This window comes from Nonomuraea indica (assembly GCF_002850745.1).
Taxonomy (GTDB): Bacteria; Actinomycetota; Actinomycetes; order Streptosporangiales; family Streptosporangiaceae; genus Nonomuraea; species Nonomuraea indica.
In genome coordinates, this window is sequence record NZ_PJOK01000068.1 from 23,914 (window position 1) to 50,688 (window position 26,775).

Here is a 26,775-nt window from a genome sequence, read left to right on the forward strand (position 1 = left end):
ACGAGATCGGCTTCACCTCCCTGCATGAGAGCCTCGACGCCACCACCCCCGGGCGGGCGCCTGGTCTTTCTCGTCTTCGCCGCGCTGGCGGAGTTCATCCCGCGAACTCATCGTCGCCGGCACCCGCGAGGGGCTGGCCGCCGTACGGGCCCGCGGCCGGATCGGCGGGCGGCCCACCGTGGTCACGCCTGAACTGCTGCGGGCGGCCCCGGACCCGCTCTCCAACCCCGAGCACTCCATCACCTCGATCGCTCGCCTGCTCAGCATGAGCCCCGGCGCTCTCTCCAACCACATTCCGGACCTGCGCGAGCTGCGAGTACAGCCGACCGGCGGCGGGGCCTGGGCCCTGGGGCTCAGCGAGAATCGACGACGCCGTGAAGCGCCTGGAGGCCGGTGGACCGGCCGGGGGTCGGCGGTGCACCAATCGGCGAACGGGTTACCGTTGCGCGTCGGCTTGTGCGCGGGCGCGTTCGATGTCGGGGACGTGGCTCTCGGCCCATTCCCGGATGGCACGCAGGGGTGCCAGCAGTGACCGACCGAGGTCGGTGAGGGCGTACTCGACATGCGGGGGATTCGCCGGAATCTCCGTGCGAGAGATCAGACCGTCGTACTCCATCGCGCGGAGCGTCTCGGTGAGCGCTTTCGGTGTGATCCCCCGGATGTGCGCCTTGAGCTCGGTGAATCGCATCGGCCTGTTGTCCAGCGCGTTGACGATGAACACCGTCCAGCGCGCCCCGATCCGGTGCAGAACGGTGCGACTGGGGCAGGTCGCGGCCATGACGTTGTAGGCCTTACCCATGCACGACTCCCGGTAGCGTTGTAGATACCGGTATAGAATCTATACCGTCCCGGGTTGTGTCCATTCCCGATTCCACGGTCCGTCCATCGATGGCTCGGCACGGCCGTTTCGTCGCAGCGATCATCATCGACTCGATCGGCACCGGTGTCTTCGTCCCCGTTTCGATGCTGTATTTCCTGGCCACGACGCCGCTGACGCTGGTGCAGGTGGGCGCGGCACTGACGACGGCCGGACTGCTGGCGCTCCCGGCCGGCCCTCTGGTCGGAGGACTGGTCGACCGGTACGGCGCCAAGCCGGTACTGCAGGCGGCAAGCCTGGCCCAGGCGCTCGGCTTCGCCGGGTATCTCGTCGTGGACCAGACATGGCAGATCGCCGTCTGCGCCTGGTTGAACAGTGCCGGGCGGGCGGTGTCCTTCAGCTGCTACGGCGCGACCGTCACGGCGCTGGCCGCGCCCGGCCAACGCGAGCGCTGGTTCGGTCTTCTGGGGTCGGTACGCAATCTCGGCTACGCACTCGGCGGCCTCCTCTCCGCCGTCGCGGTCAGTGTCGGTACCCACGGCGCCTACGCCGGGATCGTGATCGCCAACGCCTTGTCCTATGTCACCGCCTTCGTTCTGATGCGCGCCGTGCCGAACGTCCGTCCCGAGGCGGGCCAGGACGCTGCTGGAGGCTGGGGGCGCGTGCTCCGGGACCGGCGGTACCTGGCACTGGTCGCGCACCAACTGTGCTTCGCGATCTCCTTGTTCGCCCTCAACATCGCGATACCGGTCTACGCCGTGGACGTGCTGGGACTGCCTGGCTGGACTGCCGGCATGGTCTTCACGCTCAACACCCTGATGGTCGGCTTCGGCCAGGGCATCGTCCTCGGGTGGCTCAGCGGGCGGGTCCGCAGCCGCGTCCTCGTCGCCGGACACGCCTGCTTTGCGGCCGGCTACCTCCTGTTCCTCGCCGCCGACCACGTGGCTGCGCTCGCCCTCGCGGTCGGCGTCGTGGTGCTCGGTGCAGGCAGCTACACCTTCGGTGAAATCCTCGGCGGCCCCATCACGTCGACCATCGCCGCGGAGAGCGCCCCAGACGCTCTCCGCGGCCGGTACCTGGCCCTCAACCAGCTCGCCGTGACTGTCGCAGGAGCGGTCGCTCCGGCAGCGCTCTCCGGGTTGCTGTCCACCGGGGCAGCCGCGATCTGGCTGACCATGGTCGGCGTCAGCGTCCTCGGAGCCACGCTCGCCACGACGATCGGCAGAGTGGTGCCAGCGGCGCAGAGCCGCATCGGAGGCGTCTAGAGACGGGACCGGGTAGCGCGCAGCAGTTGATGACCTGGTCGGCCGATCCCGGCATGCCCACGGACACGCGTAGCGTGGCCTGCTGTGTGCCCGCTCCGTGAGGGTGAACCCGATGGCGTACAACAGCCGCGCCTCGCCCCCGCAGGACGACGGCGCCGGGACCATCACCCCGCGGAGCCGCTGGAACAGCGTGATGTACGTCGGCGAGGTCGGGGGCATGGGCTGGGTTCCGCGATGGTGTCGGCGAAGCATGCTCGCAACTCCTATTGCGAACCGTCGGATCGGCATCTACAGTTGCGCCATGGAGTACGGCAACACCCGTGACTGGCTCTCCGACCTCGTGCCGGAGAAGGGCCTTTCTCCCGCGATGATGCGGGTCATCCAGGTGCTGATGACCAATCAGCGGGTGGCGTCGTACGGTGACGTGGGCGAGATAGCAACCCGCGCACAGGTCAACAGCAGCACCGTGGTGCGGTGTGCCCAGGCTTTGGGTTTCAAGGGCTGGCCGGTCCTGCAACAGGAGTTGCGGGCGCGCTATCTGGCCTCGCTCAGCTCCGAGGAGACCTTCTACGCCCACGGTGAGACGGCGTCCAGCCCCGGACACAACGCGATCCGCCAGGACATCCAGAACCTGCGGGAGACCCTGGAATCCGTGGACCCAACGGACGTGGATCGCGCCATCGAGACCATCGCCGGCTCGCGCAGGGTCGTCGTCGTCGCGACCGGGACGTTCGCCGCTGTCGGTCAGATCTTCGCGCACCTCGGATCCGTGCTCGGCTACCCGATCTCGCTCGAGACGAGAGGCGCCGTGCACCTGTCCTCGGCGCTGGCCGGATTCGGGCCCGAGGACACGTTGATCGTGATCAACGTGTGGCGTCCGATCCGCGACCTGCTCAACGCGGCACGGCTGGCACGGAAGGCGGGGGCGCGGGTCCTGACCATCACCGACTCCAGACGGGGACCGTACACCGAACTATCCGATCTGATGCTCGTCGTCCCGAGCGAAGGGGTCTCCTTCTTCCAGTCGGTCACCGCCGCCACGTCCCTCGCCTACGGCATCGTGGACGGGCTCGCGCAGGTCGACCCGGCTCGCACGCAGGAACGCCTGCGGGCCGCGCGGGACTACTGGGAGACACTCCAGACCTACGAGTCCTGAGACGACAAGCCCTGAACGACGAGTCCTGACGGACTCGCACCCTGCTCACAACCAACGACGGCTCGGGGGGCCGCTGATCCACCAACAGTACTGAGTTAGGTTCCGCCATGCCCAGAAAAGTTCTGGTCCCCATCCTCATCGGAGCAGCGATCATCTCGGCGCTCGCCGAGCTCATCGGTACCCGCTATCTCCAACTCGGCCCCGGTCGCGTCATCCTCTTCCCCATCATCTGGGCGATCCTCCTGGGAGGGCTGGTCAGCTTCCAGCGGGTACGGCCGCTTCCCCTGGCATCACAACGCGCCGCGCTGCACCTCGTATCCGTCGGGATCATGGTGTTCCTCGTGCTCGTCGGCATCACGGTAGGCGCCGCCCTCGACTCCCTCAAGAACATCACCTGGGTGCTCGTCCTGCAGGAGGCGATGCACCTGTTCGGCACCGTCATCATCGCTCTGCCGGTCGCGGTCGCCATCCGGATGGGCCGCGCCTCGATCGGCGCGACGTACTCCATCGATCGGGAGGCGAACCTCGCCTACACCGCGGAGCGCTACGGGGCCTCATCACCGGAGTACCGCGGCACCGTCGGCGTCTACGTCTTCGGCTCGGTGTTCGGCGCGCTGTACCTCGCCCTGCTCGCCGGCTACTTCAGCTCGGCCGGCTGGCTGGATCCGCTCGCCCTGGCCATGGGCAGCGGCGTCGGCTCGGGATCCATGATGGCCGCCGCGGCCGCCGCGATCGCCTCCGCCTACCCGGAGCTCAAGAGCCAGATCCTCGCGTACGCCGCAGCCTCCAACCTGATGACGCAGACCATCGGCACCTACGTCACCTGCTTCATCGCCCTGCCTCTCGCCGAGCGTCTCTACCGCCTGTGGTGCAGGCTCTTCCGCGTGCCCGAGCGACTGCCGGGCGACGCCCCGGCCGAGCGCCCAGCCCGCCTGGCCGGGCAGCACGCCTCCGCCATCTCCCCGCAGGACAGTCCCGCGGCACGGCAGGACACGCCTCGCGAGGGTGACGACGCCACCGTCGAGGACGTGGCCGGGCCGAATGCCGCCACGGAGGAAAGCCCGGCGACGACCGGGTTCGGACGGCTGGCCGCCATCCTGGCTGCCTTCACCGTACTCATGATCATGTCGAACACGGTCAGCACCGGGAAGCTCACGCTCCAGACGGCGGCGGGAATCGCGCTGCTCGCCGTCGTCACGCTGGGCGCCTTCCTGCTCAACCGTCAGGTCCGCCGGCTGCCCGTCCTGGTCATCACCACGGCGACCGGGATCCTGCTGGCCGCCCCCTTCAGCCCGGTCTCCGACCAGGTGCTCCAGCTCACGTCCGGCATCAGCTTCCTCTCGCTGGTCACGCCGGTGCTGGCCCTGGTGGGCCTCTCCCTCGGCAAGGAGCGGCTCGCGCTCAGGCGGCTCAGCTGGCGAGTGGTGGTCGTGGCCCTCGTCTCGTTCAGCGCCTCGTTCTTGACCGCGGCCTTCGTCGCCAACCCGTTCGTCTGACCGAAGGAGAGCATTGTGAGTGAGAGCGTCGGCGTGGTCGGCCTGGGAACCATGGGATCAGGCATCGCCGCCACGCTGAAAGGCGCAGGCCGGGACGTCCACGGCTACGACCCGAGCCCGGCCGCGGGCCGGATCGCGCAGGACCACGGAGTGCCCTGCGCGGTGGAGATCTCCGAGTTGGCCTGCGAGGCGTACGTGTTGTCACTGCCCTCGGCCCGCGTTGTCAGGGACGTGGTCCCTGAGCTGTTGCGGACCGGGCGCGCGCGGGTGGTGGTGGACACGACCACCTCCGACCCGCAGACCAGCGCCGAGATGGCAGCGCTGTGCGCGGAGTCGGGCGTGCACTTCGTGGACGCACCCGTATCCGGCGGGCGGGCCGGTGCCTGGTCCGGGCAGCTCGCCGCGTTCGTCGGCGGAGAGGCAGCCGCGGTGGACGTCGCGGCGGGAGTCCTCGACGCCTTCACCGGTCGCTGGCACCACCTCGGCCCACCCGGGGCCGGCAATGTGGTCAAACTGCTGAACAACCTGCTCTGCGCCGCCAACATCGTCGCGGTCGCCGAGGCGGTGGACGTCCTGTCGGCCTACGGGCTGGACGTGCGCCGCTCGGTCGCCGCGCTGAACACCGGATCGGGGCGCAGCCTGGTCAGCGAGGTGGTCTTCGCCGAGTCCATCCTGCGAGGGCGGCTCGAAGGCGGGTTCACCGTGGGTCTCATGACCCGCGACGTCGAGCTGGGGCTCGCCACCGCGCGGGCCGGGGGAGCCGAACCCGCCGTCCTACCGGCTGTGGTCGGCTCGTGGCGCGGCGCCCTGGAGCGGCTCGGCGTATCCGCCGACTGCAACCTGGCGCCCTCTGCCTTCGCTAGCGCCACGGACGTCTTCGAACCGGAAAACCTGGCGCGGCTCGCGTCCGCGGATGACGAGAAGGGAGATTCCTGATGAGCCTGGATGACGTGCGAGTGCGGCAGGATGCCGCCAGGCGGGCATTGGCCGACCACCTGCCGGACGGAATCGGCGTCTGCGCCGGCGAGGAGGTCCTGCCGGGAGCCGGTGCGATGATCGAGCTGGTCGATCCCGCCTGCGGCGAGGTCGCGGCGCTGTGGCGCGATCCGGGAGCCGAGGGCGCCCGGACGGCCGTCGGCCTGGCCGCGGCGGCCTTCGGCGCCTGGACCGCGCTCGGCCCGGCCGGGCGGGCGCAGGTGCTCCGGACGGCGGCGCAGCTCGTGGAGGCGAACGCGGGGGAACTGGCCCTCCTGGAGACATCCACCACCGGCAAGCCGCTGCGGGACTCCACCGCCGAGGTACGCGCGATCGTCCAGATGTGCTGGTACTACGCGGGCTGGGCGGAGCGGATCAACGGCGAGACCCTCGGCGTCTCGGCCGACTTCCACGCCTACACCCTGCGGCAGCCTTTCGGGGTCGTGACGGCCGTGACGCCGTGGAACGCTCCCCTCCTCACCGCGGCGGCGAACGCCCTCCCTCCTCTCGCCGCCGGTAACACCGTCGTCATCAAGCCCAGCGAGTTCACACCGGCCAGCACGATCCGACTGGCCCGCCTGATGCGCGAGGCCGGAGCGCCGCTCGGCACGCTGGTGGCGGCGCCGGGGCTCGGTCCCACGACCGGTGCCACGCTCACCACGGATGAGCGGGTGGGGAAGGTGATCTTCATCGGTTCGGTGGAGACCGGCCGCGCCGTCGCCGCCGCGGCCGCCCGCGCGGGCATCCCGAGCGTGCTCGAGCTGGGAGGCAAGAGCGCCAACGTCGTCTTCGCGGACGCCGATCTGGACGCCGCGGCGGCCGGAGCCCTGGCCGCGGTGTTCTCGAGCGCGGGCCAGTCCTGCCAGGCGGGGTCGCGGCTCCTCGTCCAGAGGGAGGCCGGGGAGGCTCTGTTCGAGCGGATGCTCGCCGGGATCGGACGCCTGCGGGTGGGCGATCCGCTGGATCCGGCGACGGAGATCGGCCCCATCATGCATCGCGCGCAGTACGACAGGGTCGGCCGGTTGCTGGAGAAAGGCCTGGAGCAGGGCGCCCGGTGCCTCAACGACACGAAACCCCCCGCCCGGCTCGCCGAGGGGCCGCTCCGCGGCGGAAACTGGATGATGCCGGTGATGCTGGGCGACGTCAGCACGGACAACCCGCTCGAACACACCGAGATCTTCGGCCCGGTGCTGTGCACAGCCACGTTCACCGACGAGGCCGAGGCGCTGGCCCGCGCGAACGGTACGCGGTTCGGGCTCGTAGGCGCCGTCTGGACGCGGGACGCAGCCCGCGCGCACCGCTTCGCGGCGGCCACGCAGGCCGGGACCTTCTATATCAACTGTTACAAGGTCGGTCACCCCTCCGCGCCCTTCGGCGGGTTCAAGGCGTCCGGCTGGGGCCGGGCCAGCGGCAGGGGCGTGATCGAGGAATTCACCCAGAGCCAGGCCGTCTGGCTGCCGACCAGGTCGCTGCCCGCGACGTTCCCCTCGCTGAACGGCCCTGGAGGCAGCACGGACGGCCGGCCGTGACCAGGCCGTGGGACGAACTGCGACAGCGAGCCCAGGTTCATCTGCCGGGCTTGGTCGCGCTGCGGCGGCACCTGCACACGATTCCCGAGGTGGGGCTCGACCTGCCGCGCACCCAGACAGCCGTGCTGGCCGCCCTCGACGGGCTGCCCCTCGACATCCGCACCGGCACGGCGTGCTCCTCCGTGGTCGCGGTTTTGACGGGGGCGAGACCCGGCCCGGCCGTGCTCCTCCGGGCCGACATGGATGCGCTGCCCGTCAGAGAGGAGAGCGGCGAGCCCTTCGCCGCCACCAACGGGAACATGCACGCCTGCGGACACGACCTGCACATGGCCGGTCTCGTCGGCGCCGCCAGGTTGCTCAACGAGGCGCGGAGCCGGCTCTGCGGCAGCGTGGTCTTCGTGTTCCAGCCCGGTGAGGAGGGCTATGACGGAGCACAGGTCATGCTCGACGAGGGCCTGCTGGAGTCCTGTCCCGAGCCGCCGGTGGCCGCCTACGCCGTCCACGTGGGCCCCGGACGTCCCGGCACCCTGTGGACCCGTCCCGACGTGATTCTCGCCGGCATGAGTGAGTTGACGGTCGAGGTGCGCGGGCGGGGCGGCCACGGGTCCGCCCCGCACCGGGCGGCCGACCCCGTCCCGGTCCTGTGCGAAATCGTGGGCGCCCTGCAGACGTACGTGACCCGCCGGCACAGCGTGTTCGACCCGGTCGTGCTCACCGTCACCCGGCTGCGCGCCGGCCAGGCGCTCAACGTCATACCGGACACCGCGTCGTTGGGCGCCACGGTCCGCACGCTGTCCGAGGCGGCGTCGCGGGCGGTGCGAAGCGGCGTGACCGAGCTCGTCCGGAGCATCGCGCAGGCTCACGGCGCGCAGGCTGAGGTGCGCTTCACCGACCGCTACCCCGTGACCCGCAATGACCCGGCCGAGACCGCCTTCGTCTCCGAGGTGGCCGCCCGCCTCCTCGGCTCCGACCGCGTCACCACCCGGCACGACCCCCTGATGGGCTCGGAAGACTTCGCCAGGGTGCTGGAACGGGTCCCTGGAGCGCTCGCCTTCCTCGGCACGACTCCTCCGAACCTCGACCCGGCCGACGCGCCGGACGTCCACTCGCCGCACGCCAGGTTCGCCGACGACACGCTGGCCGAGCATGCCGCCCTGCTGGCCCGGCTCGCCGCCGACAGGCTGGCGGTCGGGGACACCGGGCGGCCGAGAGGAGGGCGGGCATGACTCCCACCGCAGCCCGTAGCGCGCTCGTCACCGGCGCGGCCGGTGGCCTGGGCCGTGCGATCGTCGAGAAGTTGCTTCGCCGGGACTGGACGGTGATCGCCACGGACCGCGCCGGCGCCGCTCTGGACGACCTGGCGGCGGAACACCGCGACGTCGCCGAAGCATGGGTGCTCGAGCTCGACGTCACCGATGCCGGCGCGGTCACCGGCATGGCCGCTGAGCTCGGCCGTCTCACCGCGCTGGTCAACGTCGCCGGGGTGTTGCAGGACCCGGTGCCACTGCACGAACTGGACTGGCCGGCGCATCAGACCCTCTGGGAGGTCAACTACTTCGGCGCCGTCCGGTGCACCCAGGCGTTCACGCCCCTCATGACCGGAGGCGGATGCGTGGTGAACATCACCTCCGTCAACGAGATCACCCCCCTCCCGCTGTACGCCTACGCTCCGGCCAAGGCCGCGCTGGGCTGCTTCACCCGCCTGGCCGCGGGTGAGCTGGGGGCCCGTGGCATCCGTGTCAACGCGGTCGCCCCCGGCTTCACCCTGACCCCCGCCCTGGCGGCGAAGGTCGACCGAGGCGAGCGCGACGCCACCGTCATCGAGCGTCACACCGCGTTGGGCCGGCTCCTGTCACCGGAGGAGGTCGCCGACGTGGTTGCCTTCCTGCTCGACGACGCCGCACGCGGGATCACCGGCGTCACCGTCCCCGTCGACGCCGGCTGGCTCTCCAAGGCCCACTGGATGGACTTCGGCGAGCGCCTGCTCCGTACCCCTGCCACCGAGACCAAGGAGTGATCATGACAGCGATCTCGTCATCGTTCGAGCTGGACACCACCACCGTGGCGGCGCCGCCGCCCTCGGCCGAGGAGGTCGCGGTCCGCCAGGACCTCGCGGCGGCGTACCGGCTGTGCGCGCTCTTCGGGTGGGACGACCTCATCTACACGCACCTGTCCGCCCGCGTCCCTGGGACCGACCACCATTTCCTCGTCAATCCGCTGGGGCTGTCGTTCGACGAGATCACCGCGTCGAACCTCGTCAAGATCGACCTGGACGGCAACCAGATCGGTGAGAGCCCCTACCGGCCCAACGCCGCCGGCTTCGTCATCCACGGCGGCATCCACGCCGCCCGCCAGGACGCGAGCTGCGTCATCCACCTCCACACCGAGGCCGGTATGGCGCTGTCCTGCCTGGAGGAGGGCCTTCTGCCGTTGACCCAGCACGCCATGCGCTTCTACCGGCGGATCGGATACCACGACTACGAGGGGATCGCGCTCACCATGGGAGAGCGGGAACGTCTGGTCGCCGACCTCGGACCCCACAACGCGATGATCTTCCGGAACCACGGGACGCTGACCGTCGGCCGCTCTGTCGGGCACGCCTTCGTGGAGACCTTCTACCTGGAGAAGGCGGCGCGGGCGCAGTTGCAGGCACAGGCGACCGGCGCGCCCCTCCGCGTGCCGGATCACGAGCTGGCCGAGCTGACCGCCGTCCAATGGGCGACGGACCTGCGTTCCTCGGGCGATCGGGAATGGCCGTCCCTGCGGCGACGGCTGGACCGCGTCACCACCGACTACCTGCAGTGAAGAGAGGACGGAGCCGGCATGGACACCCGCGCGAACATCGCCGAGGCCGTCGCCGCGACCGCCTGGCGGGAGCCCGACCGCCCATGCGTCTTCCTCGGTACCGACCCCCTGCACACCTACGGCTCCTTCGCCCAGCGGGTCGCGCGGCTGGCGGGCGGCCTGCGGTCGCTCGCGCGGCCCGGCGACCGGGTCGCCATCGCGATGACCAACCGGCCCGAATACCTTGAGCTGCTCTTCGCGACATGGTGGGCCGGGCTTGTGGCGGTGCCCGTGAACCGGAAACTCCATCCATCGGAGATCGTCTACATCGCCGATCACTGCGACGTGACCCTCCTCTTCTGCGATCAGGACGCCGCACTCCGCGAAGCGCTGCCCGCCTCCCGCGCCGAGTGCCTGGTGCTCTGTCCCGACGGGCGGTACCAGGCCCTCCTCCAGGCGGACCCCCTGCCCCTTCAGCCCGTGGCCCCGGACGACCTCGCCTGGATCTTCTACACCTCCGGGACGACGGGACGTCCCAAGGGCGCCCGGCTGTCGCACCGGAACCTGAGCGCCATGGCACGGTCGTACGTGGCCGACATCGCCCAGGTCACACCGGCCGATCGCCACCTCTACGCGGCTCCGATGTCCCACGGGGCCGGACTGTACTCGGTCGTGTTCATGGCCGGGGGCGCGGCGCACGTCTTCCTGCGGTCGGGCCGCTTCGACCCCGCGGAGCTGCTGTCCACCGCGTCCGCGCACCGCCACGTCACCGTGTTCGCCGTGCCCACCATGATCAGGCGCCTCGTCCGCGAGGCGACCACGCGTGGCGTCGATCCGGCGGCCTTCCGCACGATCGTGTACGGCGGCGCGCCCATGTACGTGGACGACCTGCGTCAGGCGCGAGCGGTCCTGGGCGGGTGCCTCGTGCAGATCTACGGCCAGGGTGAGGCGCCGATGACCATCTCCACGCTCTCCCAGGCCGAGCATCTCCACCATGATGACCGCGTACTGGCCAGCGTGGGGCGTCCGTTCTCCACGGTCGAGGTCCGGCTCTGCGACGCGGACGGCAAGGACGTGCAGCCGGACACTCCAGGCGAGGTGCTCGTCAAGGGCGATGTCGTGATGGACGGGTACTGGCGTGACGAGCAGGCGACCGGCGAAGCCCTGCGGGACGGCTGGCTGCGCACCGGCGACATCGGGACGCTGGACGCCACCGGGCGCCTCACGCTGCTGGACCGCTCGAAGGACGTCATCATCAGCGGGGGCAGCAACATCTACCCGCGCGAGGTCGAGGAGGTGCTGCAGACCCATCCCGGCGTGGCGGACGTGAGCGTTGTGGGCGAGCCCGATCCGGAATGGGGCGAACGCGTGGTCGCCTACGTCGTGCCCGAGCCGGGCGTGGCGCTCGAGACGGAGGCCCTCGACCGGCATTGCCTGGCGCACCTGGCCCGGTTCAAGCGCCCGAAGGCGTACCGTTTCCTCGCCGCGTTGCCCCGCAACACCTACGGCAAGGTGGTGAAGGCCCGACTCCGGTGATCGCAGGCGGCTCCCGGCGCCTCGGGGGCTGTCACGCCGGCGCGGAGGTCCTGCGTTGCGTCATCGGAGGGTCGCTCCGGCGCGGGCGCGCGGGTAGAGCAGGGCGGCGGCCAGCACGAGGGCGGCGGCGACGAACCAGGCCGGGCGGATACCGTACGCGACGGCCAGCCAGCCGAACAGGACGGCGCCGCCCACGTTGCCCAGTTGCTGGACAAGGGAGTCGATCGACAGCACGGTGGCGCGCTCCGCCGACGAGACGCGGTTGTGCAGCAGGTCCATGCGGAGCGGTTCGACGAGGCCGAGACCGGTGTACAGGCACCAGTAACCGGCGGCGGTGGCCGCCACGCCCGCCGCCCCCGCGAGCGTCGCCGTGGCGGCCAGGCCGGCCAGGGCGGCGGCCACGATGAGCGTGCCGGCGACGGCACCGGCCGAGGCCGAGCCGAGCCGCCGGGCCGCCGCGGGGGCCAGCGCGCTGCCGCCCGCCGTCGCGGCGAAGCCGAGCGTGACGACGACGCCATAGGCGCCCGCCGCCAGCTCCAGGTGCTCGACGGCCCCGGCGATGCGGCCGGGGGTGAGCAGTTCCATGGCGTTGAGCGCGAGCCCGGTGCCCAGCGCCACGGCCAGGACGCGCAGCACGACCGCGTCGCGGGCGCTGACGCGGGCGCCCGACCCGATCGTGGCCGGGACGCTGCGCAGGACGGCACGGAGCCCGGCGTGGGCGAAGGGGGGTTCGGGCATGGCGAGGAGAATCAGCAGGAACAGCGCCGCCGAGGCCGCCGCGGCGAGCAGGAGCGGCACCGACAGCGGGATCACCGGCCCCCAGCGCAGCGACGGCAACGCGGGCGCGATCAGGCCCCCGGCCAGGGCGCCCATGGCCAGCGCGGCGGAGGTCCAGGCGTTGCCCCTGGCCAGGCCGGGCTTGAGGTCGGCCTCGGGGTCGGCGGCGCGCAGGCTGTCGACGTACCAGGACTCCAGGGGGCCGGTGCGGAGCGTGCGGGAGACGCCGCGCAGCGCCGAGGCGAGCACCAGTGCGCCGAGTGAGGTGCCCAGGCCCATCATGACCAGCGACGCCGTGCCGATCACGGCGGACGTCAGGAGCACGGCCCGCCTGCCGATGACGTCGGCCAGCCCGCCGGTGGGCAGTTCGAGCACGACCGTGGTGACGCCGTAGGCGGCGAAGACCAGGCCGATCTCGGCGGGGTCGAGGCCGCGCGCGCTCAGCAGGAGGACGAGCGGGACCGTGTAGAGCCCGGTGGGGAGGTTGACGAAGAAGCTCAGCACGCAGAAACGGCGGCGCACCGCTGCGGGGGTCAGGGGCGCGTTCATGCCAGCAGGTCCGCCGCGTCCTCGTGCGTGACCTCGGGGACGCCCGCGCCGAGCAGGGTGAGCGCGGCCAGGTGGCCGGGGCCCGCGGGCACGTCGGCCATCACCGCGCCGGCCACGATCTGCGGCCGCCCGGCGAAGCGCAGCAGGCGCGGCGGCTGCCCGGGGCCGCTCACCTCCACGTGGGCCGGCGGCACCCGTAACCCGTCTCCTGTCGCCTTCACCACCGACTCCTTCCTCGTCCAGTAGGCGAGGAAGGCGCGCGCCCGTTCGTGCTCGGGCAGGCCGGTGAGCGTCGCGTACTCGCCACGCGTCAGCACGTGCCTGACCGGCCGCGTCCGCGGCTCGACCCGCTCGAGGTCCAGCCCCACGGCGTCCGCCCGCGCGAACGCCACCGCGACCCTGTCCGGCGCGTGCGTGACCGAGAACCTGAGGTCACAGTCCTCGGCCACCGGCCTGCCGTGCGCCTGCCCACACCTGTCACAGGTACGGCGAAGCCGTACATGCCCCGGCGGGCACCCCAGGTAACGTGCCAGGACCAGCCGCGTGAGCGCGCACCCCACGGTGAACCGGTCGCGGGCCTCCGGGCGCGGAACGGCCAGGCGGCGCGCCCGCTCGGCGGGGTCCAGCAGCGCCACGTGCCAGGGCCGGGCGTGCCCGGGACGCGCCCACCAGATGCGGCACTCGGTCGGCGGGCGTTCAGTAGGCGGGCGCATTCCGCTTGCGCGTGACGAAGTCGTGGATGCTCGACACCGACAGGAAGTTCTCGATGTCGAGGTCCTCCTCGGCGACCGGCACGCCCAGCGTGTTCTCGGTGAACATCACGATCTGCACCACGAACAGGGAGCTGACGTACCCGGAGGCGAAGATGTTCTGATCGTCGGACAAATCCTGATCTTTCACGTGCCGGAGGACGAAGTCCCTGATCGTCGCGCGGTCGTCCTGCATAGCACTCCTCAGGTGTCGTAGGTGAAGAATCCACGCCCGCTCTTGCGGCCGAGCAGCCCGCCGTCCACGTATCTGCGCAGCAGCGTGGAGGGCCGGTATTTGGGATCGTTGAACTCCCGCAGGAGCACCTCCAGCGAATACAGGACCGTGTCCAGACCGATCAGGTCCGCGGTGGCCAGCGGCCCCATGGCGTGCCCGAAGCAGCGCACGAACAGCCGGTCGATCTCCTCGGCCGCCGCCACGCCCTCGTCCAGCAGGCAGATCGCCTCGTTGAGCGTCAGCATGAGCACGCGGTTGGTGACGAACCCGGGCGAGTCCTCCACCACCGCGCTGTCCTTGCCGATCGCGCGCAGCAGCTCCAGCGTGGTCCGGAGGGTCCGCTCGGAGGTGTGCAGCGCCCTGATCACCTCCACCAGCGGCTTCAGGTGCGCGGGGTTCATGAAGTGGGTGCCGATGACCCGGTCGGCGCGCCGGGTGAACGAGCCGAGCCGGGTGATCGGGATCGCGGAGGTGTTCGCCCCGATGACGCACTCACCGGGCAGCACGTCCTCCAGCGCCCGGTAAAGGTCGCGCTTGATCTCCATGTTCTCGGTGACGTTCTCGACGACGAAGCCCGCGTCGGCCAGGCCCTCCAGCTTGGTGGTGAAGCTCAGGCGCTCCATGACCTCCTGCGGGGCGCAGGGTGAGGCCGAGCCGAGCATCCCGGCGAACCTGCGGTCGCGGACGATCGCCGCCCGCGCCCGGTCCAGTGTCTCGTCGCTGGTGTCGACCAGCGTGGTGCGAAAGCCTCGGGCGGCGAACGCCTGGCTCACCCCGACGCCCATCGTCCCCGCTCCGACGACCCCGACATGTGTGATCACGACGCCACCTCCAGGTTGAGTGCCCGCCGTACGGTCGCCGGCCAGCGATCGGGGTCGGGGCCGTGCTGGCAGACGAGGGCGAAGGCGAAGCGCTCCAGCCCGAATCCGGCGCAGGCGGTGAACGGCGTCCCCGCGATGGCGAACGCCTCGCCGAAGAAGCGCTCGTGGAAGTTGAAGGAGGCCACCGCGATGCTCTCCTCCTCGTCCACGCGCAGGCCCAGCTCGTACTTGAGCTCCATCAGCCGCTGGGAGGAGCTTCTGTCGCCGCTGTCGGTGTCGCCGAAGAACGGGTCGTTGGCCACCTCGCACGACCCGGACACCTCCAGTTCCTCCGCCAGGTCCAGGCTGCGCCGCAGGAACCGCTCGCGCAGCCCGAGCGCCTCGTCCCTGGTGCCGAAGAAGACGACCTCCCTGATGGTGAAGTCCCACAGCCGGGCCAGGGTGTGGCTGTAGCGCGACTCGTGCCGGAACGACTTGCCCCTGGCCGTGGCGACCGCCATCCCGCCGGGCAGCGCCCGGTCGGCGAACTGGTGGAAGGTGTGGTAGCACATCGTCGGCGGCAGGCAGTAGTCCACGCGGCCGCAGCGGCTCAGGATCTCCGCGCCCGGGTCGCCGCTGTTCTTCACCGCGTCCAGGAAGTCGCGGTAGACGTCGAGGTCGGCGGTGATGCGGGTGGCGAACATCGCGTACTGGGGGAAGGAGGTGAAGTAGCCGCAGCGGGCCAGCGCGGTCGTGGGGATGAGCGTCGGATAGCGGAACTCCCGCCCGCCGAACTCGGTCAGCACGATCCGCCTGATCGTCGCGTCGAGCGCGTCCATGATCGTCAGCAGCGGTTCGCCGAGCGCGACCTGACCCTCGCCCACCAGGTGGACGACGCCACGCTCGGCCAGCCGGTCGAACGTGCCCGAAGCGGGCACCCGCGCCACGGGCGAGCGCCAGACGACCTTGGGGGCGCGGACGAGCTGTGGCAGGACGTCGTTGCGCAGCAGGTAGCCGAGCTTGCGCGCCAGGTCGGCGGGGTCGGCCGCCTCGGTGGTGGTCAGCAGGACCGCGCTGTTCCCCTCGGCCAGGCGGAAGTCGAGGATGGACTCGTCGGCGAAGAACACCCGTTTGGTGAACTCCGCGACCAGCTTGTTCGGCAGCGGGGCGTCCAGGGTGATGCGGTGCTCACGCGCCATGGGATCCCTCCGGGAGGCCGGTGAGGCCGGCGATGATGGTGCGCTGGATGTCGGAGGTGCCGCCGAAGGTGGGGGCGGCCAGCGCGTCTCTGACCTCGCGCTCGATGGGCAGGTCGGCGACGTAGCCGCGGGCGCCGTGCACGCGCATCGCCGCCAGCGCCCCCTCCAGCAGGCTCTCGCCGGCGAACAGCTTGAGGATGGACGCCTCCAGCAGCGCGATCCTGCCCTCGCGTTTGAGCCAGCCGACCTTGTAGAGCATGAGACGGGCCAGCTCCAGGTTGACGCGCAGGTCGGCCAGGCGGTGCGAGACGGCCTGGAAGGCGCCGATGGGCACGCCGAACTGGGTGCGGTCGTTGGCGTAGGCGACCGAGGTCTCCAGCAGGCGTTGCAGCCGGCCGATCTGGCCGGCCGCCATGAAGCCGCGCTCCCATTCGATGACGGAGGTGAAGACCCGGTACCCGGCGCCCTCGGCGCCGAGCAGGTTCCCGGCCGGCAGGCGGCAGCCGGTCAGCCGCAGCTCGCCCATCGGGGTGCCGCGCAGGCCCGCCTTGCTGATGGCCCGCCGCACCTCCAGGCCGGGCGTGTCGCGGGGCAGGAGAAAGGCCGACAGGGCCTGCTGGGCGGGGCCGGACCGCGCGGTCCTGGCGAACAGCACGTACAGGTCGGCGACGGTGCCGTTGCTGATGAAGCACTTGACGCCGTCGATGACGTAGGCGTCGCCGTCGCGCTGGGCCGTGGTGGTCAGCGACAGCATGTCGGAGCCGGTCTCCGGCTCGGTGAGGGCGTGCGCGCCGATCAGCGTGCCGTCCACCAGACCGGGCAGGAACCTGGCGCGCTGCTGGGGCGAGCCGTGCCGCAGCAGGTAGATCACGCAGGCCCACAGGTGGTTGTCGACGGCGAAGGCCAGGCCGTTGTCGGCGCAGCCGTAGCCGAGCGCCTCGCAGGCGATGATCGTGGTCAGCGGGTCGTGTCCGGAGCCGCCGTACTCGGCCGGCACCGGCCAGCCGAGCACGCCGAACTCGGCGCACGCCTTCCAGCCGTCGCGATCGAAGCTCTCGTCCCTGTCGTGCTCGGCCGCCTTCGCGCCGAGCTCGTCCCTGGCGAATCTGATGACCCGCTCGCGCAGGTCACGTTGTTCCGGGGTCAACGCGAAGTCCACGCTCAGCCTCCCGCCTGCCGTACGGCGTCCCAGTCCACGCGCCCGCCCGCCGCCCACAGCCCGGCGACCGAGGTGAGCAGGTCGGTCATGTCGTCGCCGCCGGCCAGGGTGGCCAGGACCGCGCCGCCGGGCGGGCGGTCGGGGTGCCGGTCGGCCAGGCCCGCGAGCATCGTCCCCACGCCGACCTCCAGGGCGATCACCGACGGCAGCGCCCACAGCCGGGCGAGCTCGTCGTGGAAGCGGACGGTCCTGCGCAGGTGCCCGGCCCAGTAGCGGGGGTCGGTCGCGTCGGCGTCGGTGATCCAGTCGCCGGTCACGTTGGACAGGAAGGGAACGGCCGGGGGGCGCAGGGTGAAGGTGCGCACCAGGCCCTCCAGGTAGGGCTCGACCGGGGCCATCATCCGCGAGTGGAAGGCGTGGCCGGTCCTGGCGCGCAGGTGCGCCACCCCCGCCTGCGTGAGCTCGCGTTCCAGCCGCTCGACGGCGGCCACGGGCCCGGCGGCCACGCACAGGGACTCGCCGTCCACGGCGGCCAGCGACAGGTCGGCGCCCAGGCGGGCGGTCAGGTCACGCTCGTCGAGCATCGCCACGAGCATGGCTCCCGCCGGCAGCGTCTCGATGAGGTCGGCGCGCCGGACGATCAGGGCGAGCGCCTGCTCCAGCGGCAGCACACCGGCCAGGCAGGCGGCGACGTACTCGCCGATGCTGTAGCCGACCATGCCGCTGGGCTCGACGCCCCAGCTCACCAGCAGCTTGGCCAGGGCGTACTCCACCGAGAAGACCACCGGCTGGAGCACCCGCGTCCTGTCGAGCCCCTCCGGCGCCTGCTCGCCCCGGCGCAGCAGCGCCCGCAGGTCGGGTCCGCCCCCGGTACGGCGGGGAGCCTCGCCGGGGAAGAGCAGACCGCGCACGTCCTGCCCGAGGTCGGCGGCCAGCAGGTCCAGGCAGGTGTCCAGGTGGTCGCGGAAGACCGCCTCGTGCTCGTACAGTCCCTGGCTCATGCCCGGGTAGTGGTCGCCCACGCCGGGAAACATGAAGATCACCGGCCGGTCGCCCGCCACCGGCGGCACCTCGCCGGTCTCCTCCAGCAGCCGCGCCGCCCGGCCGGGCTCCTCGGCCACGACGGCCCTCCTGAACGGCAGATCCGGTACGGCCGGCGGCACCATCGGCACCCGCTCCAGCCCGGCCACCTCCCGCGCCAGCGCGCGGGCCCGCTCCCGCAGCTCGTCCGGACGCGCGGCCGACACCGCCAGCACCCCCGCCGGGTGGCGCTCACCCATGCCCGCCCTCCTCCTCGATCGCGTACCTGATGGGCAGGGCGAGCTCGTGCAGCACGTCGGCGACGAAGGCCGGTTCCCCGCCGAGGTTGGCCATGATGACCAGGCCGTCGCCTGTGTCCCTGTTCACGGCGGTGAAGCACTGATAGGAATGCCGGTCACCGGGATGCCCGAACCAGCGCCCGTCGATCGCGGTGCCCGCACCGTAGGCGCCGCCGCGCGGCGTCAGCATGACCTCGGCCATCTCCCGCGTCAGGAACGCCGTCTTCAGGCCCGACGCCGCCTTGAAGATCTCCAGCTCGGCCTTGGCCAGGTCCTGCGGCGTGCTCCACAGCCCGCTGGCCGCCAGCTCGGGGAAGACCCGCCAGCCTCCCTCGACGACCGTCCCGTCCGACAGATGCCCGAGCGCCGTCGGCGGCTGCGCCTCATAGCCGCTGTCCTCCATGCCGAGCGGCTCCAGCACCAGCTCGCGCATGGCCGCCTCGAACGGCATCCCGGTGACGTCGGTGACGACCTGCTGGAGCACCGAGAATCCGCCGCCGGTGTACCGGAACGCGCCCGGCGCGCGCTCCCGCACGACGGCCGGCGTGTTGGCGGGTGGCACGCCGTTCAGCACCTCGGCCGGCCCCGGCAGGCGGGCGTGCCGGGGGTAGCCGGGGTGGCCGAATCCGTTGAGCCCGGCGCGGTGGTCCAGCAGATCCCGCACGGTCGCCCCGCCGCCGGGCAGCCGCCACGCGCTCAGGTAGGCGTGGACGTCCTCCTCCAGCTCCAGCCGTCCCTCCTGGACCAGCCTGAGCACGGCGAGCGTGGTGACGTGCTTGCTGACCGAGCACGCCTGGAACCGGGTACGCGCGCCGACGTCCCGTGCCGGCCGCTCCCCGGTGACGCCCTGGCCCCACGCCCTGACGCGGCCGCCTTCCTCGATCACCGCGACGCCGACGCCCGGCACGCCGTGCCTGGCCATCGGCAGCAGCAGCGCGGGCGAGCCCGGATACAGCCGGCGCGGCGCGGGAAGGGCGGCGTCCATCGGCGGGCACTCGGCCAGGACCTCCAGCTCGCGCAGGCAGCACCCGGCCAGCTCGGCGATCGTGGACTCCTCATGCAGACCGCTGGAGTAGGCCCACTCCACGACGAGCCTGCCGTCGGCGACGGCCGCGCTGACCGCGAGCCGGTGCGCCCTGACCCCCTGGCGCACCCGGCCCGGCGCCTCGTCGGCCACGGTGAACAGCGCGCCGGGCCGGTCACCGCGCCTGCCGTGGTAGGTGAAGGACACCTGCGCCCGCGCCCGTCCCTCCAGGTCGGGCAGGGCCAGACCGTACCCGATCCCGTGGTGCGGCACCGCGCGCAACCGAGCGCCCAGGTCGGGATCGTCGGCGTGCACGTGCAGCGGGTAGGCGGCGGTGAACCAGCCGAGCGTGCGGCTGAGATCCACCTCCTCGAACAGGTCGGCCCTGCCGTGGCTCTCCACGTCGATGAGCACGTCGGGCGAGCCGGTCCAGCGCGACAGCGCGGCGGCCACGCATAACAGCAGCGCCTCGTCGACCCGCCGCCGCAGCAGCGCGCCGGTTGCCCGCGCCGACAGCACCGAGCGGTACACCCGCTCACGCGCCTCGGTGTTCTCACCGTCCGGGTGGTCCAGGGGCAGGTCGGCGGCGGTCACCGGCAGCGCGGCCGACCAGTAGGCCAGTTCCTCGGCGTGGCGCGGCGTGCCGGTGCGGTCGGCCAGCCGCCGCGCCCACTCCAGGTAGGTGGTGGTCACCGGCGCGAGCTTGTCGCCCCGGTAGGCCGTGGCCAGGTCGTCCAGCAGCACCGACCAGGAGACGGTGTCGATCGCCAGGTGGTGCACGACGATCAGCGTCCTGGCCTCGCCCGCGACGAGCGCCGCCTGGATCAGCGGCCCGTCGACCGGGTCGACGGCGGCGTTGACCTCCTCGGCGGCGGCCTCCAGATCGGTGACCTCCCGCAGGATCGGGTGATCCGCGGCCTCCGACCGCCGCAGTCGCCCGTCGCGCAGCCGCAGCCGCAGGGTCTCGTGGTGGGCGACCAGGGCGCGCAGCGCCCGCTCCAGCCGCGCCGGGTCGGGCGGCTCCCGCCAGAGCAGCAGCGCGGCCTGGTTGCACCGGCTGACGTCCAGCGCGAGCAGCCGCCTGATCGCCGGGGTCAGCGGGGCGCTGTCCGCCGGCGCGGCCGGGCGGGCCGGTTCGGGCGCGCCGTCGAGCAGTTCGGCGATGGTCCGGTGGCGCAGCAGCTGCCGCACCGTGAGCTCGATGCCCTCCTGCCGCGCCCGGCTGACCACCTGGAAGACGAGCATCGAGTCGCCGCCCAGGTCGAAGAAGTCGTCGTGGCGGCCCACCTCGGCCACGCCCAGGACCTCGCGCCAGATCCGCGCGAGCACCTGCCAGGGTTCGCGCGCCTCCGGCTCCATGACGGGCGCCTCGGGCGCCGCGGCGACCAGCTCCTCCAGCGTCCGCACGTACTCGCCGAGCAGCCGCTCGGCGACCTGCCCGTCGTAGCCGGGCACGTCGTAGCGGAGCTGGACCTGCGTGACCTCGCCCGTGGACAGGGCCAGCACCAGCGCGCTGTCCAGCTCGCCGTCCACCACGGTCACATCGGTGATCCGCAGCCCGGCCCGCTCGCCGCCCGCCTCCTCGTGCTCGGTCCCCGCGTAGACGAACCGGGTCTCGTACAGCGGCCGTCCGGCGGGCAGCCCGGCCCAGCGCCGGACGTCCACGAGCGCGTCGTGCTCGTGCTCGCTGCGCGCGAGCCTGCTCTCGTGGACCCGCCGCAGCCACGCGCCGACCGTGCCGCTCACCTCGACGGCCGAGGGCAGCGTGTTGAGCAGCATGCCGACCATGCGCTCGATGCCCGGCACGTCGGCCAGCCGTCCGGAGACGGTGACGCCGAAGGTCACCCGCCGCTGCCCGCTCCGCCGGGCCACCAGCAGCGCCCAGGCCGCCTCCGCGATCGTGGCCGTGGTGACGCCGTGCGCCGCCGCGGCGGCTTTCAGCCCGAACGGCAGGGTCGTCGCGACCACGCCCGCGCCGCGCGGCCCCGCACCTCGCAGCGGCACCGGCGTCGCCTCGGCGAAGCCGTCCATGGCCCGCCGCCAGTAGCCGACGCCGTCGGGCCGCCGCCCGAGCGAGGCGATGAACTCCCGGTACGGCACCGCCGCGGGGGCGCTCGGCGCGCGTCCCTCCCGCAGCGCCTCGTAGGCGTCGAACACCTCCCGCATGACCAGCACGTGGCTCCAGCCGTCCAGCAGGATGTGGTGCGCGCTCCACACCAGCCGGTGGCTCCGCTCGCCCGTGCGGACCAGCATCAGCCGCATCGGCACGCCCGCGTGCAGGTCGAAGCCGCGCTCCCGGTCCTCGGCGAGGAGGTCATCGAGCGCCGTCGTGCCCGTGCGCCGCGCGTCCCAGCGCTCCAGCATGACCGGCGAGTGCCGCCCGACCACCTGCACCGGGTGGGACAGCCCCTCCCACACGATCCTGCTGCGCAGGGCGGGATGCCGGTCGATCACCCACTGCCAGGCCCGCGCGAACGCCCCGGCGTCCAGGTCGCCCTCCAGCTCGTAGCTCCACTGCCGGAAGTAGGGGTCACGGCCCTCGGCGGCCAGCGTGCCGACCAGCATGCCCGTCTGCAGCGGCGACAGCCGCAGCACGTCCTCCTCCCCGGAGAACCGCTCCAGCTCCTCGGGCCGCAGCCCGGACAGCTCCGCGGCCGGCGGCGCGGGCGGCACCTCGGCGAGGTCGGCCGCGAGCAGCGCGGCGACGGTCCTGTGCTGGAGAAGCTGGCGCGGGGTGAAGGTGAGGCCGTGCGTCCGCGCCCGTCCGACGATGTGCACGCTGAGGATCGAGTCGCCGCCGAGCTCGAAGAAGTCGTCCTCGGGACCGACATGATCGACCTGGAGCACCTCGGCCCAGATCCGGGTGAGCACCCGCTCGGCCGCCGCGCCTGGATCGGCCAGCTCGCGCAGCGGGGCGCCCGGCGCGTCGGCGACGGCACGCAGCAGCCGCAGATACTCGTCCAGCAGCGCGCGGGCCGAGGCGTCGCCGAGTCGTTCGCGGCGGTGGAGCAGGGCGAGTGTGACCCGCCCGTCGAGGCCGGTGTCCACGGTGACGGTCAGCGGCAGGTCGTTCCCGCCCTCGTCGGCGCTCTGCCGGATCGTCAACCCCGCCGCCGAGGGCGGGTCGGCGAACCCTCCCGCGTCGTAGACGAACACCGACTCGAAGATCGGCAGGTCGCCGGGGATGTCACTGTGCCGGCGGATGTCCACCAGCGAGGAGTGCTCGTGCCCGCGCAGCTCGACCTGGCGCAGGTGAACGGCGGCCAGCCAGTCGGCCGCAGCGGCGTCCTCCTGCAGGCGTATCCGCGCGGGCACGGTGTTCATGAGCATGCCCACCATGCGGTCGATGCCGGGCACCGGCGCCGAGCGCCCGGACAGCGTGACGCCGAAGACGACGTCGTCGGTGCCTGTCGCGCGGCCCAGCAACAGCGCCCACACGCCGAGCAGGACGGCGTTGAGCGTCATGCGCCCGCCGCGGGCGATCCCGGTCAGGTCGGCGACGAGCCGCTCGTCCAGGACGGCGGCCTGCCGTCCCGCGCCGGTGCCGCCCGCTCTGCCCGGCAGCGGCGTGGGCGCGCTCACCCCGGCCAGCTCCCGCCGCCAGAAGCGCGCGTCGGCCGCGCCGTCCAGCCCGGCCAGCCAGGCGGCGTGCGCCGCGAACGGCACCGGCTCGGGCAGCTCGGGCTCCCTGCCCTCGCACAAAGCCTCGTAGACGGCGAACACCTCGGCCAGCACGGCCGACTTGCTCCAGCCGTCGAGCACGATGTGGTGGCACGCCCAGCGCAGCCGGTGCCGCTCCGCGCCCTCGCGCACCACGACGATCCGGTACGGCAGGCCGTCACCGAGCCGCACCTCCTCCTCCACGCCTGCCTCGGCGAAAGGCGCCTGCACACCGCGCAGCACCACCTGCACCGGGTGCGGCAGCCCCTCCCACACGAAGGTGCTGCGCAGGGCGGGATGGCGGGCGATGACCCGCTGCCAGGCGGCTGCGAACAGTCCGGGATCCAGCGGCCCGGTGATCAGGTATTCGTCGACGCCGCTGTAGTCGCCCGGCCGGTTGAGCGCGTGGAAGAGCATGCCGCTCTGCAGCGGCGAGAGCCGGAAGGCGTCCTCGGCGTCCTGCCGCCCCACCTGGTCCCGGCCGAGTCCCGACAGGGCGAACGGCTCGGCGCGCACCGGCCGCGCCGCGTCCTCCACCCGGGCGGCCAGCTCGGCGATCGTCTGGTGGCGCAGCACGTCACGGGGGCTCAGCTGCAGCCCCAGCCGCCGCGCGTCGGCGCAGAGCCTGATCGCCTGGATCGAGTCACCGCCCAGGTCGAAGAAGTTGTCGTGGACGCCCACCTCCTCGACCCCGAGCGTGCGCGCCCACACCCCGGCCAGCAGCCGCTGGGCCGGCGTGCTCGGCACGCCGTGCGCGACGGCGGCGCGGCCCGGCGGCGGCAGCAGCTTCCTGTCGACCTTGCCCGCCGTGGTGAGCGGCATCGTCGGCAGGATGACGAACGTGGCGGGCACCATGTACTCCGGCAGCGCCTCGGCCAGGAACGCGCGCAGCCCGGCGGGGTCGGGCTCGTGCCCGGCCGCGGCGACCACGTACCCGGTGAGCTGCCTGCGGCCGGGTCCTGTCTCGTGCACCGCCACCACGCCCTGGGCGACGCCGGGGTGCAGCAGCAGCCGCGCCTCGATCTCGCCCAGCTCGATCCGGTAGCCGCGGACCTTCACCTGGTTGTCGATGCGGCCGAGAAAGTCCATGTTGCCGTCGGGGCGGAACCTGATCAGGTCGCCGGTCCGGTACATGCGGGCGCCGGGCAGGTCCACGAAGGGGTCGGGCAGGAACCTCTCCGCGGTCAGCGCGACCCGGTTGAGGTAGCCGCGGGCGACGCCGTCGCCACCGATGAACAGCTCGCCGACCGTGCCGGGCGGCACCGGGTTCAGGTGCCGGTCCAGCGCGTACATGCGCATGTTGGCGATGGGGCGGCCGATCGATATCGGCCGCGAGGGGTCGAAGTCGTCGCCGATCACGTAGACGGAGCAGCCGACGACGGTCTCGGTGGGGCCGTACTCGTCGATGATCCGCGCGCCCGGCGCGACCTGCCGCCAGGCGGCGACCGTCTCGGGCCGCACCTCGTCCGCGCCCACCACGAAGGTGCGGACCGAGGTCACCTGGTCGCGGCCGAGCACGCCGCGCAGCGCGTCGAGGTGCCCAGGGGTGATCTTCAGGAGGCTGAAGTCGCCCGGCCGGCTCAGCAGCTCGGCCAGCGCCATCACATCGTCGCCGCCGGGGACGAGCGTGACGCTCTTGCCGCCGATCAGCGGCAGGAAGAAGTTGGGTATCGACAGGTCGAAGGCGATCGAGCCGACCATGGGCGCGCCCGCGGCCCCGTCCAGGCCGTAGCCGTCGATCGCCCACCACAGGTAGTTGTTGAGCTGCCGGTGAGTGATCATCACGCCTTTGGGCAGTCCGGTGGAGCCCGAGGTGTACATGGCGTAGATCAGGTTGTCCGCGCAGGCCGTACGGCGGGGCGCCGGGGGCGCGTCCTCGCCCGCGCACACGACCCGTCCGGTGAACGCGGCCGGGACCCGCCCGCGCAGCCGTTCGACCGTCACCAGCACCTCGGCCTTGGTGTCCGACAGCATGAACTCCAGCCGGTTGGCCGGGTGCCCCGGGTCCAGCGGCAGGTAGGCGCCGCCCGCCTTCATCACGCCGAGCAGGCTGACGAACAGGTCCACGCAGTGGTCGACCAGCACGCCGACGAACCGCTCCGGGCCGACCCCCGCGGCGGTCAGGACGCGGGCCAGCTGCTCGGCCCGCTCGTCCAGTTCGGCGAAGCCGACCTCGCGGCCCTCGGCGTCCACCACGGCGACCGCGTCGGGCGTGCGCCGCACCTGGTCCTCGAAGAGCTCGTGCAGGCATGAGTCGGCCGGGTACGGCGCGGCGGTGTCGTTCCATCGCCGCACGACCAGGTCGCGTTCGTCGGCCGACAGCACCTCGATCCGGCTGAGCGGGACGTCGGGCTCGGCCGTGACGTGGGTCAGCACGGTCTCCAGCCGTTCCAGGAGACGCTCGGCGGTCCCGGCGTCGAACAGGTCCCTGGCGTAGGACAGCTCCAGCACCAGGTGGTCGGCGGTCCCGGTCGCCAGCAGCGTGAGGTCGGCCTTCTCCAGATCGGCGTCGAGCTCGGCGCGTTCGGCGGTCAGCCCCGGCAGGCTCCAGCACTCCTCGCCGTCCAGGTACTGGACCAGGACCTGGTAGAGCGGATTGCGGGACGGCTCGCGCTCCAGGCGCAGCTCGGCCACGATCTGGTCGAACGTGACGTCCTGATGGTCCAGCGCGCCGACCAGGGCGCGGTTGGCGCGCTGAAGGGCCTCGGCGAAGTCCGGGTCTCCGGTCAGGTCCATCGGCAGCGGCAGGGTGTTGGCGAACAGCCCGATCAGCGGCTCCAGCTCCACCCGGTTCCTGCCGGTCAGCAGCGAGCCGACGGCGAAGCGCTCCTGCCCGGTGACGCGGTGCAGGGTGCCGGCGAAGGCGGTGAGGATCGTGGTGAACATGGTCGCGCCGTGCGCGGCGGCCAGCGCGTGGATCTTCGCGGTCAGCTCGGCGGACAGGGCGCGTTTGGCCTGGGCGCCCCGGTAGGAGGGTTCGGGCGGCCTGGGCCTGTCGGTGGGCAGGTCGAGGATGGTCGGGATGCCGTCCAGCGCCCTGCGCCAGTAGGCCAGCTGCTCGTCGCGGCGGGCGGCGGCGCGTCGAGACTGCCAGGCGGCGTAGTCGCCGTACTGGAGGGGCAGGTCCGGCAGGCCGGGCCGGGCGGGCGGGCCGCCGCGCCGCCTGGCCGCGTAGAGCGCGCCGAGCTCGCGGGCCAGGACCTGGAAGGACCACTCGTCGGTCAGCATGTGGTGCATGTTGACGACCAGCAGCCAGGACTTCGCCTCCACGCCGAGGAGGAGGACCCGCAGCAGCGGGCCGCGCTCCAGGTCGAACGGGCGGTGCACCTCGGCCTTGGCGCGCTCCAGCGCCTCGGCCGCGTCGCTCGCCTCGACCGCCTCGAAGGCGGCGGGTCCCGGCGGATGCACCACCTGGGTCCCGCCCGGCCGGGTGTCCGCGGGGAACGTGGTGCGGAGGATCTCGTGCCGTGCCACCAGGTCGTCGAAGGCGGTGCGCAGCGCGGCCACGTCGAGGTCGCCGCGCAGCCACACCGCCTGGTGCGCGCCGAACAACGCGTTGCTGTCCAGGAACCGATCGACGATCCAGAACCCCCGCTGGACGGGCGAGAGCGGGATCGCGGCTCCGGCCTCGCGCGCCGGGACGGCGGCCCGCGCCGAGCCTCCGCCGCCGCGCAGCCGCCGCTCCAGCAGGGCCTGCCTGGCCGCGCCTGCCCTGTCAGTGACCGAATCCATGATCCACCCTGCTT

General features: G+C 72.4%; 18 protein-coding genes. 9 read left to right on the top strand and 9 right to left on the bottom strand.

Going from position 1 to position 26,775, the window contains the following annotated elements; genetic code table 11:
* Positions 1-436: 436 nt before the first annotated feature.
* Complete coding sequence (locus CXR44_RS37410; protein WP_101790900.1) at positions 437-799, bottom strand: winged helix-turn-helix transcriptional regulator; 363 nt, start codon at positions 797-799, stop codon at positions 437-439.
* 56 nt (positions 800-855) lie between these two features.
* Between CXR44_RS37410 and CXR44_RS37415 the strand changes: the two genes are divergently transcribed.
* From CXR44_RS37415 to CXR44_RS37455, 9 genes are all read left to right on the top strand, one after another.
* A complete protein-coding gene (locus tag CXR44_RS37415; protein ID WP_219602250.1) occupies positions 856-2,082 on the top strand; it encodes an MFS transporter in 1,227 nt (408 codons plus the stop codon).
* A gap of 301 nt (positions 2,083-2,383) precedes the next feature.
* Positions 2,384-3,238: a MurR/RpiR family transcriptional regulator gene (locus tag CXR44_RS37420; protein WP_101790969.1), complete on the top strand. Its 855-nt coding sequence runs from the start codon at positions 2,384-2,386 to the stop codon at positions 3,236-3,238.
* Between the two features lie 107 nt (positions 3,239-3,345).
* A complete protein-coding gene (locus CXR44_RS37425) occupies positions 3,346-4,734 on the top strand; it encodes a DUF3100 domain-containing protein (RefSeq protein ID WP_101790901.1) in 1,389 nt (462 codons plus the stop codon).
* Positions 4,735-4,749: 15 nt separating this feature from the next.
* Positions 4,750-5,670 carry an NAD(P)-dependent oxidoreductase gene (locus CXR44_RS37430; protein ID WP_219602251.1) on the top strand — a complete coding sequence of 307 codons (921 nt, stop codon included), beginning with the start codon at positions 4,750-4,752 and terminating at the stop codon, positions 5,668-5,670.
* Positions 5,670-7,238 carry an aldehyde dehydrogenase family protein gene (locus CXR44_RS37435; RefSeq protein ID WP_101790902.1) on the top strand — a complete coding sequence of 523 codons (1,569 nt, stop codon included), beginning with the start codon at positions 5,670-5,672 and terminating at the stop codon, positions 7,236-7,238. The genes CXR44_RS37430 and CXR44_RS37435 overlap by 1 nt, the downstream gene beginning before the upstream one ends.
* Positions 7,235-8,464, top strand: coding sequence for a M20 metallopeptidase family protein (locus CXR44_RS37440; RefSeq protein WP_245899912.1), 1,230 nt, complete (start codon positions 7,235-7,237; stop codon positions 8,462-8,464). The genes CXR44_RS37435 and CXR44_RS37440 overlap by 4 nt, the downstream gene beginning before the upstream one ends.
* On the top strand, positions 8,461-9,255 hold the full coding sequence (locus CXR44_RS37445; protein ID WP_101790903.1) for an SDR family NAD(P)-dependent oxidoreductase: 795 nt from the start codon (positions 8,461-8,463) through the stop codon (positions 9,253-9,255). Before CXR44_RS37440 ends, CXR44_RS37445 begins: the two co-directional genes overlap by 4 nt.
* A gap of 2 nt (positions 9,256-9,257) precedes the next feature.
* Positions 9,258-10,043, top strand: a complete 786-nt coding sequence (locus tag CXR44_RS37450; RefSeq protein WP_101790904.1) for a class II aldolase/adducin family protein — start codon at positions 9,258-9,260, stop codon at positions 10,041-10,043.
* 18 nt (positions 10,044-10,061) lie between these two features.
* Positions 10,062-11,558, top strand: coding sequence for an AMP-binding protein (locus tag CXR44_RS37455; protein ID WP_101790905.1), 1,497 nt, complete (start codon positions 10,062-10,064; stop codon positions 11,556-11,558).
* A gap of 60 nt (positions 11,559-11,618) precedes the next feature.
* Here the strand turns inward: CXR44_RS37455 and CXR44_RS37460 are convergent, their stop codons facing one another.
* The 8 genes from CXR44_RS37460 to CXR44_RS37495 are packed head-to-tail and all read right to left on the bottom strand — an operon-like array spanning position 11,619 to position 26,761.
* Positions 11,619-12,884, bottom strand: a complete 1,266-nt coding sequence (locus CXR44_RS37460; protein ID WP_101790906.1) for an MFS transporter — start codon at positions 12,882-12,884, stop codon at positions 11,619-11,621.
* Complete coding sequence (locus tag CXR44_RS37465) at positions 12,881-13,597, bottom strand: 4'-phosphopantetheinyl transferase family protein (protein ID WP_101790907.1); 717 nt, start codon at positions 13,595-13,597, stop codon at positions 12,881-12,883. The genes CXR44_RS37460 and CXR44_RS37465 overlap by 4 nt, the downstream gene beginning before the upstream one ends.
* Complete coding sequence (locus tag CXR44_RS37470; RefSeq protein ID WP_101790908.1) at positions 13,581-13,829, bottom strand: acyl carrier protein; 249 nt, start codon at positions 13,827-13,829, stop codon at positions 13,581-13,583. The genes CXR44_RS37465 and CXR44_RS37470 overlap by 17 nt, the downstream gene beginning before the upstream one ends.
* A gap of 8 nt (positions 13,830-13,837) precedes the next feature.
* Complete coding sequence (locus tag CXR44_RS37475) at positions 13,838-14,689, bottom strand: 3-hydroxyacyl-CoA dehydrogenase family protein (RefSeq protein ID WP_101790909.1); 852 nt, start codon at positions 14,687-14,689, stop codon at positions 13,838-13,840.
* A complete protein-coding gene (locus tag CXR44_RS37480; RefSeq protein WP_101790910.1) occupies positions 14,686-15,867 on the bottom strand; it encodes a class-II aminoacyl-tRNA synthetase family protein in 1,182 nt (393 codons plus the stop codon). Before CXR44_RS37480 ends, CXR44_RS37475 begins: the two co-directional genes overlap by 4 nt.
* A complete protein-coding gene (locus CXR44_RS37485; protein ID WP_101790911.1) occupies positions 15,857-17,026 on the bottom strand; it encodes an acyl-CoA dehydrogenase family protein in 1,170 nt (389 codons plus the stop codon). The genes CXR44_RS37480 and CXR44_RS37485 overlap by 11 nt, the downstream gene beginning before the upstream one ends.
* 2 nt (positions 17,027-17,028) lie before the next feature.
* The gene (locus CXR44_RS37490; RefSeq protein WP_101790912.1) at positions 17,029-18,306 is read right to left on the bottom strand and encodes an acyltransferase domain-containing protein; all 1,278 of its coding nucleotides are present in this window, start codon (positions 18,304-18,306) and stop codon (positions 17,029-17,031) included.
* A complete protein-coding gene (locus CXR44_RS37495) occupies positions 18,299-26,761 on the bottom strand; it encodes a non-ribosomal peptide synthetase (RefSeq protein WP_101790913.1) in 8,463 nt (2,820 codons plus the stop codon). Before CXR44_RS37495 ends, CXR44_RS37490 begins: the two co-directional genes overlap by 8 nt.
* Positions 26,762-26,775 lie beyond the last annotated feature (14 nt).

Excerpts from the sequence above, each read along its gene's own strand:
- CXR44_RS37450 (WP_101790904.1), top strand. The coding sequence starts at position 9,258 with ATGACAGCGATCTCGTCATCGTTCGAGCTGGACACCACCACCGTGGCG.
- CXR44_RS37420 (WP_101790969.1), top strand. The coding sequence starts at position 2,384 with ATGGAGTACGGCAACACCCGTGACTGGCTCTCCGACCTCGTGCCGGAG.
- CXR44_RS37495 (WP_101790913.1), bottom strand. The coding sequence starts at position 26,761 with ATGGATTCGGTCACTGACAGGGCAGGCGCGGCCAGGCAGGCCCTGCTG.
- CXR44_RS37435 (WP_101790902.1), top strand. The coding sequence starts at position 5,670 with ATGAGCCTGGATGACGTGCGAGTGCGGCAGGATGCCGCCAGGCGGGCA.
- CXR44_RS37410 (WP_101790900.1), bottom strand. The coding sequence starts at position 799 with ATGGGTAAGGCCTACAACGTCATGGCCGCGACCTGCCCCAGTCGCACC.
- CXR44_RS37470 (WP_101790908.1), bottom strand. The coding sequence starts at position 13,829 with ATGCAGGACGACCGCGCGACGATCAGGGACTTCGTCCTCCGGCACGTG.
- CXR44_RS37480 (WP_101790910.1), bottom strand. The coding sequence starts at position 15,867 with ATGGCGCGTGAGCACCGCATCACCCTGGACGCCCCGCTGCCGAACAAG.
- CXR44_RS37425 (WP_101790901.1), top strand. The coding sequence starts at position 3,346 with ATGCCCAGAAAAGTTCTGGTCCCCATCCTCATCGGAGCAGCGATCATC.
- CXR44_RS37465 (WP_101790907.1), bottom strand. The coding sequence starts at position 13,597 with ATGCGCCCGCCTACTGAACGCCCGCCGACCGAGTGCCGCATCTGGTGG.
- CXR44_RS37460 (WP_101790906.1), bottom strand. The coding sequence starts at position 12,884 with ATGAACGCGCCCCTGACCCCCGCAGCGGTGCGCCGCCGTTTCTGCGTG.
- CXR44_RS37455 (WP_101790905.1), top strand. The coding sequence starts at position 10,062 with ATGGACACCCGCGCGAACATCGCCGAGGCCGTCGCCGCGACCGCCTGG.
- CXR44_RS37490 (WP_101790912.1), bottom strand. The coding sequence starts at position 18,306 with ATGGGTGAGCGCCACCCGGCGGGGGTGCTGGCGGTGTCGGCCGCGCGT.
- CXR44_RS37445 (WP_101790903.1), top strand. The coding sequence starts at position 8,461 with ATGACTCCCACCGCAGCCCGTAGCGCGCTCGTCACCGGCGCGGCCGGT.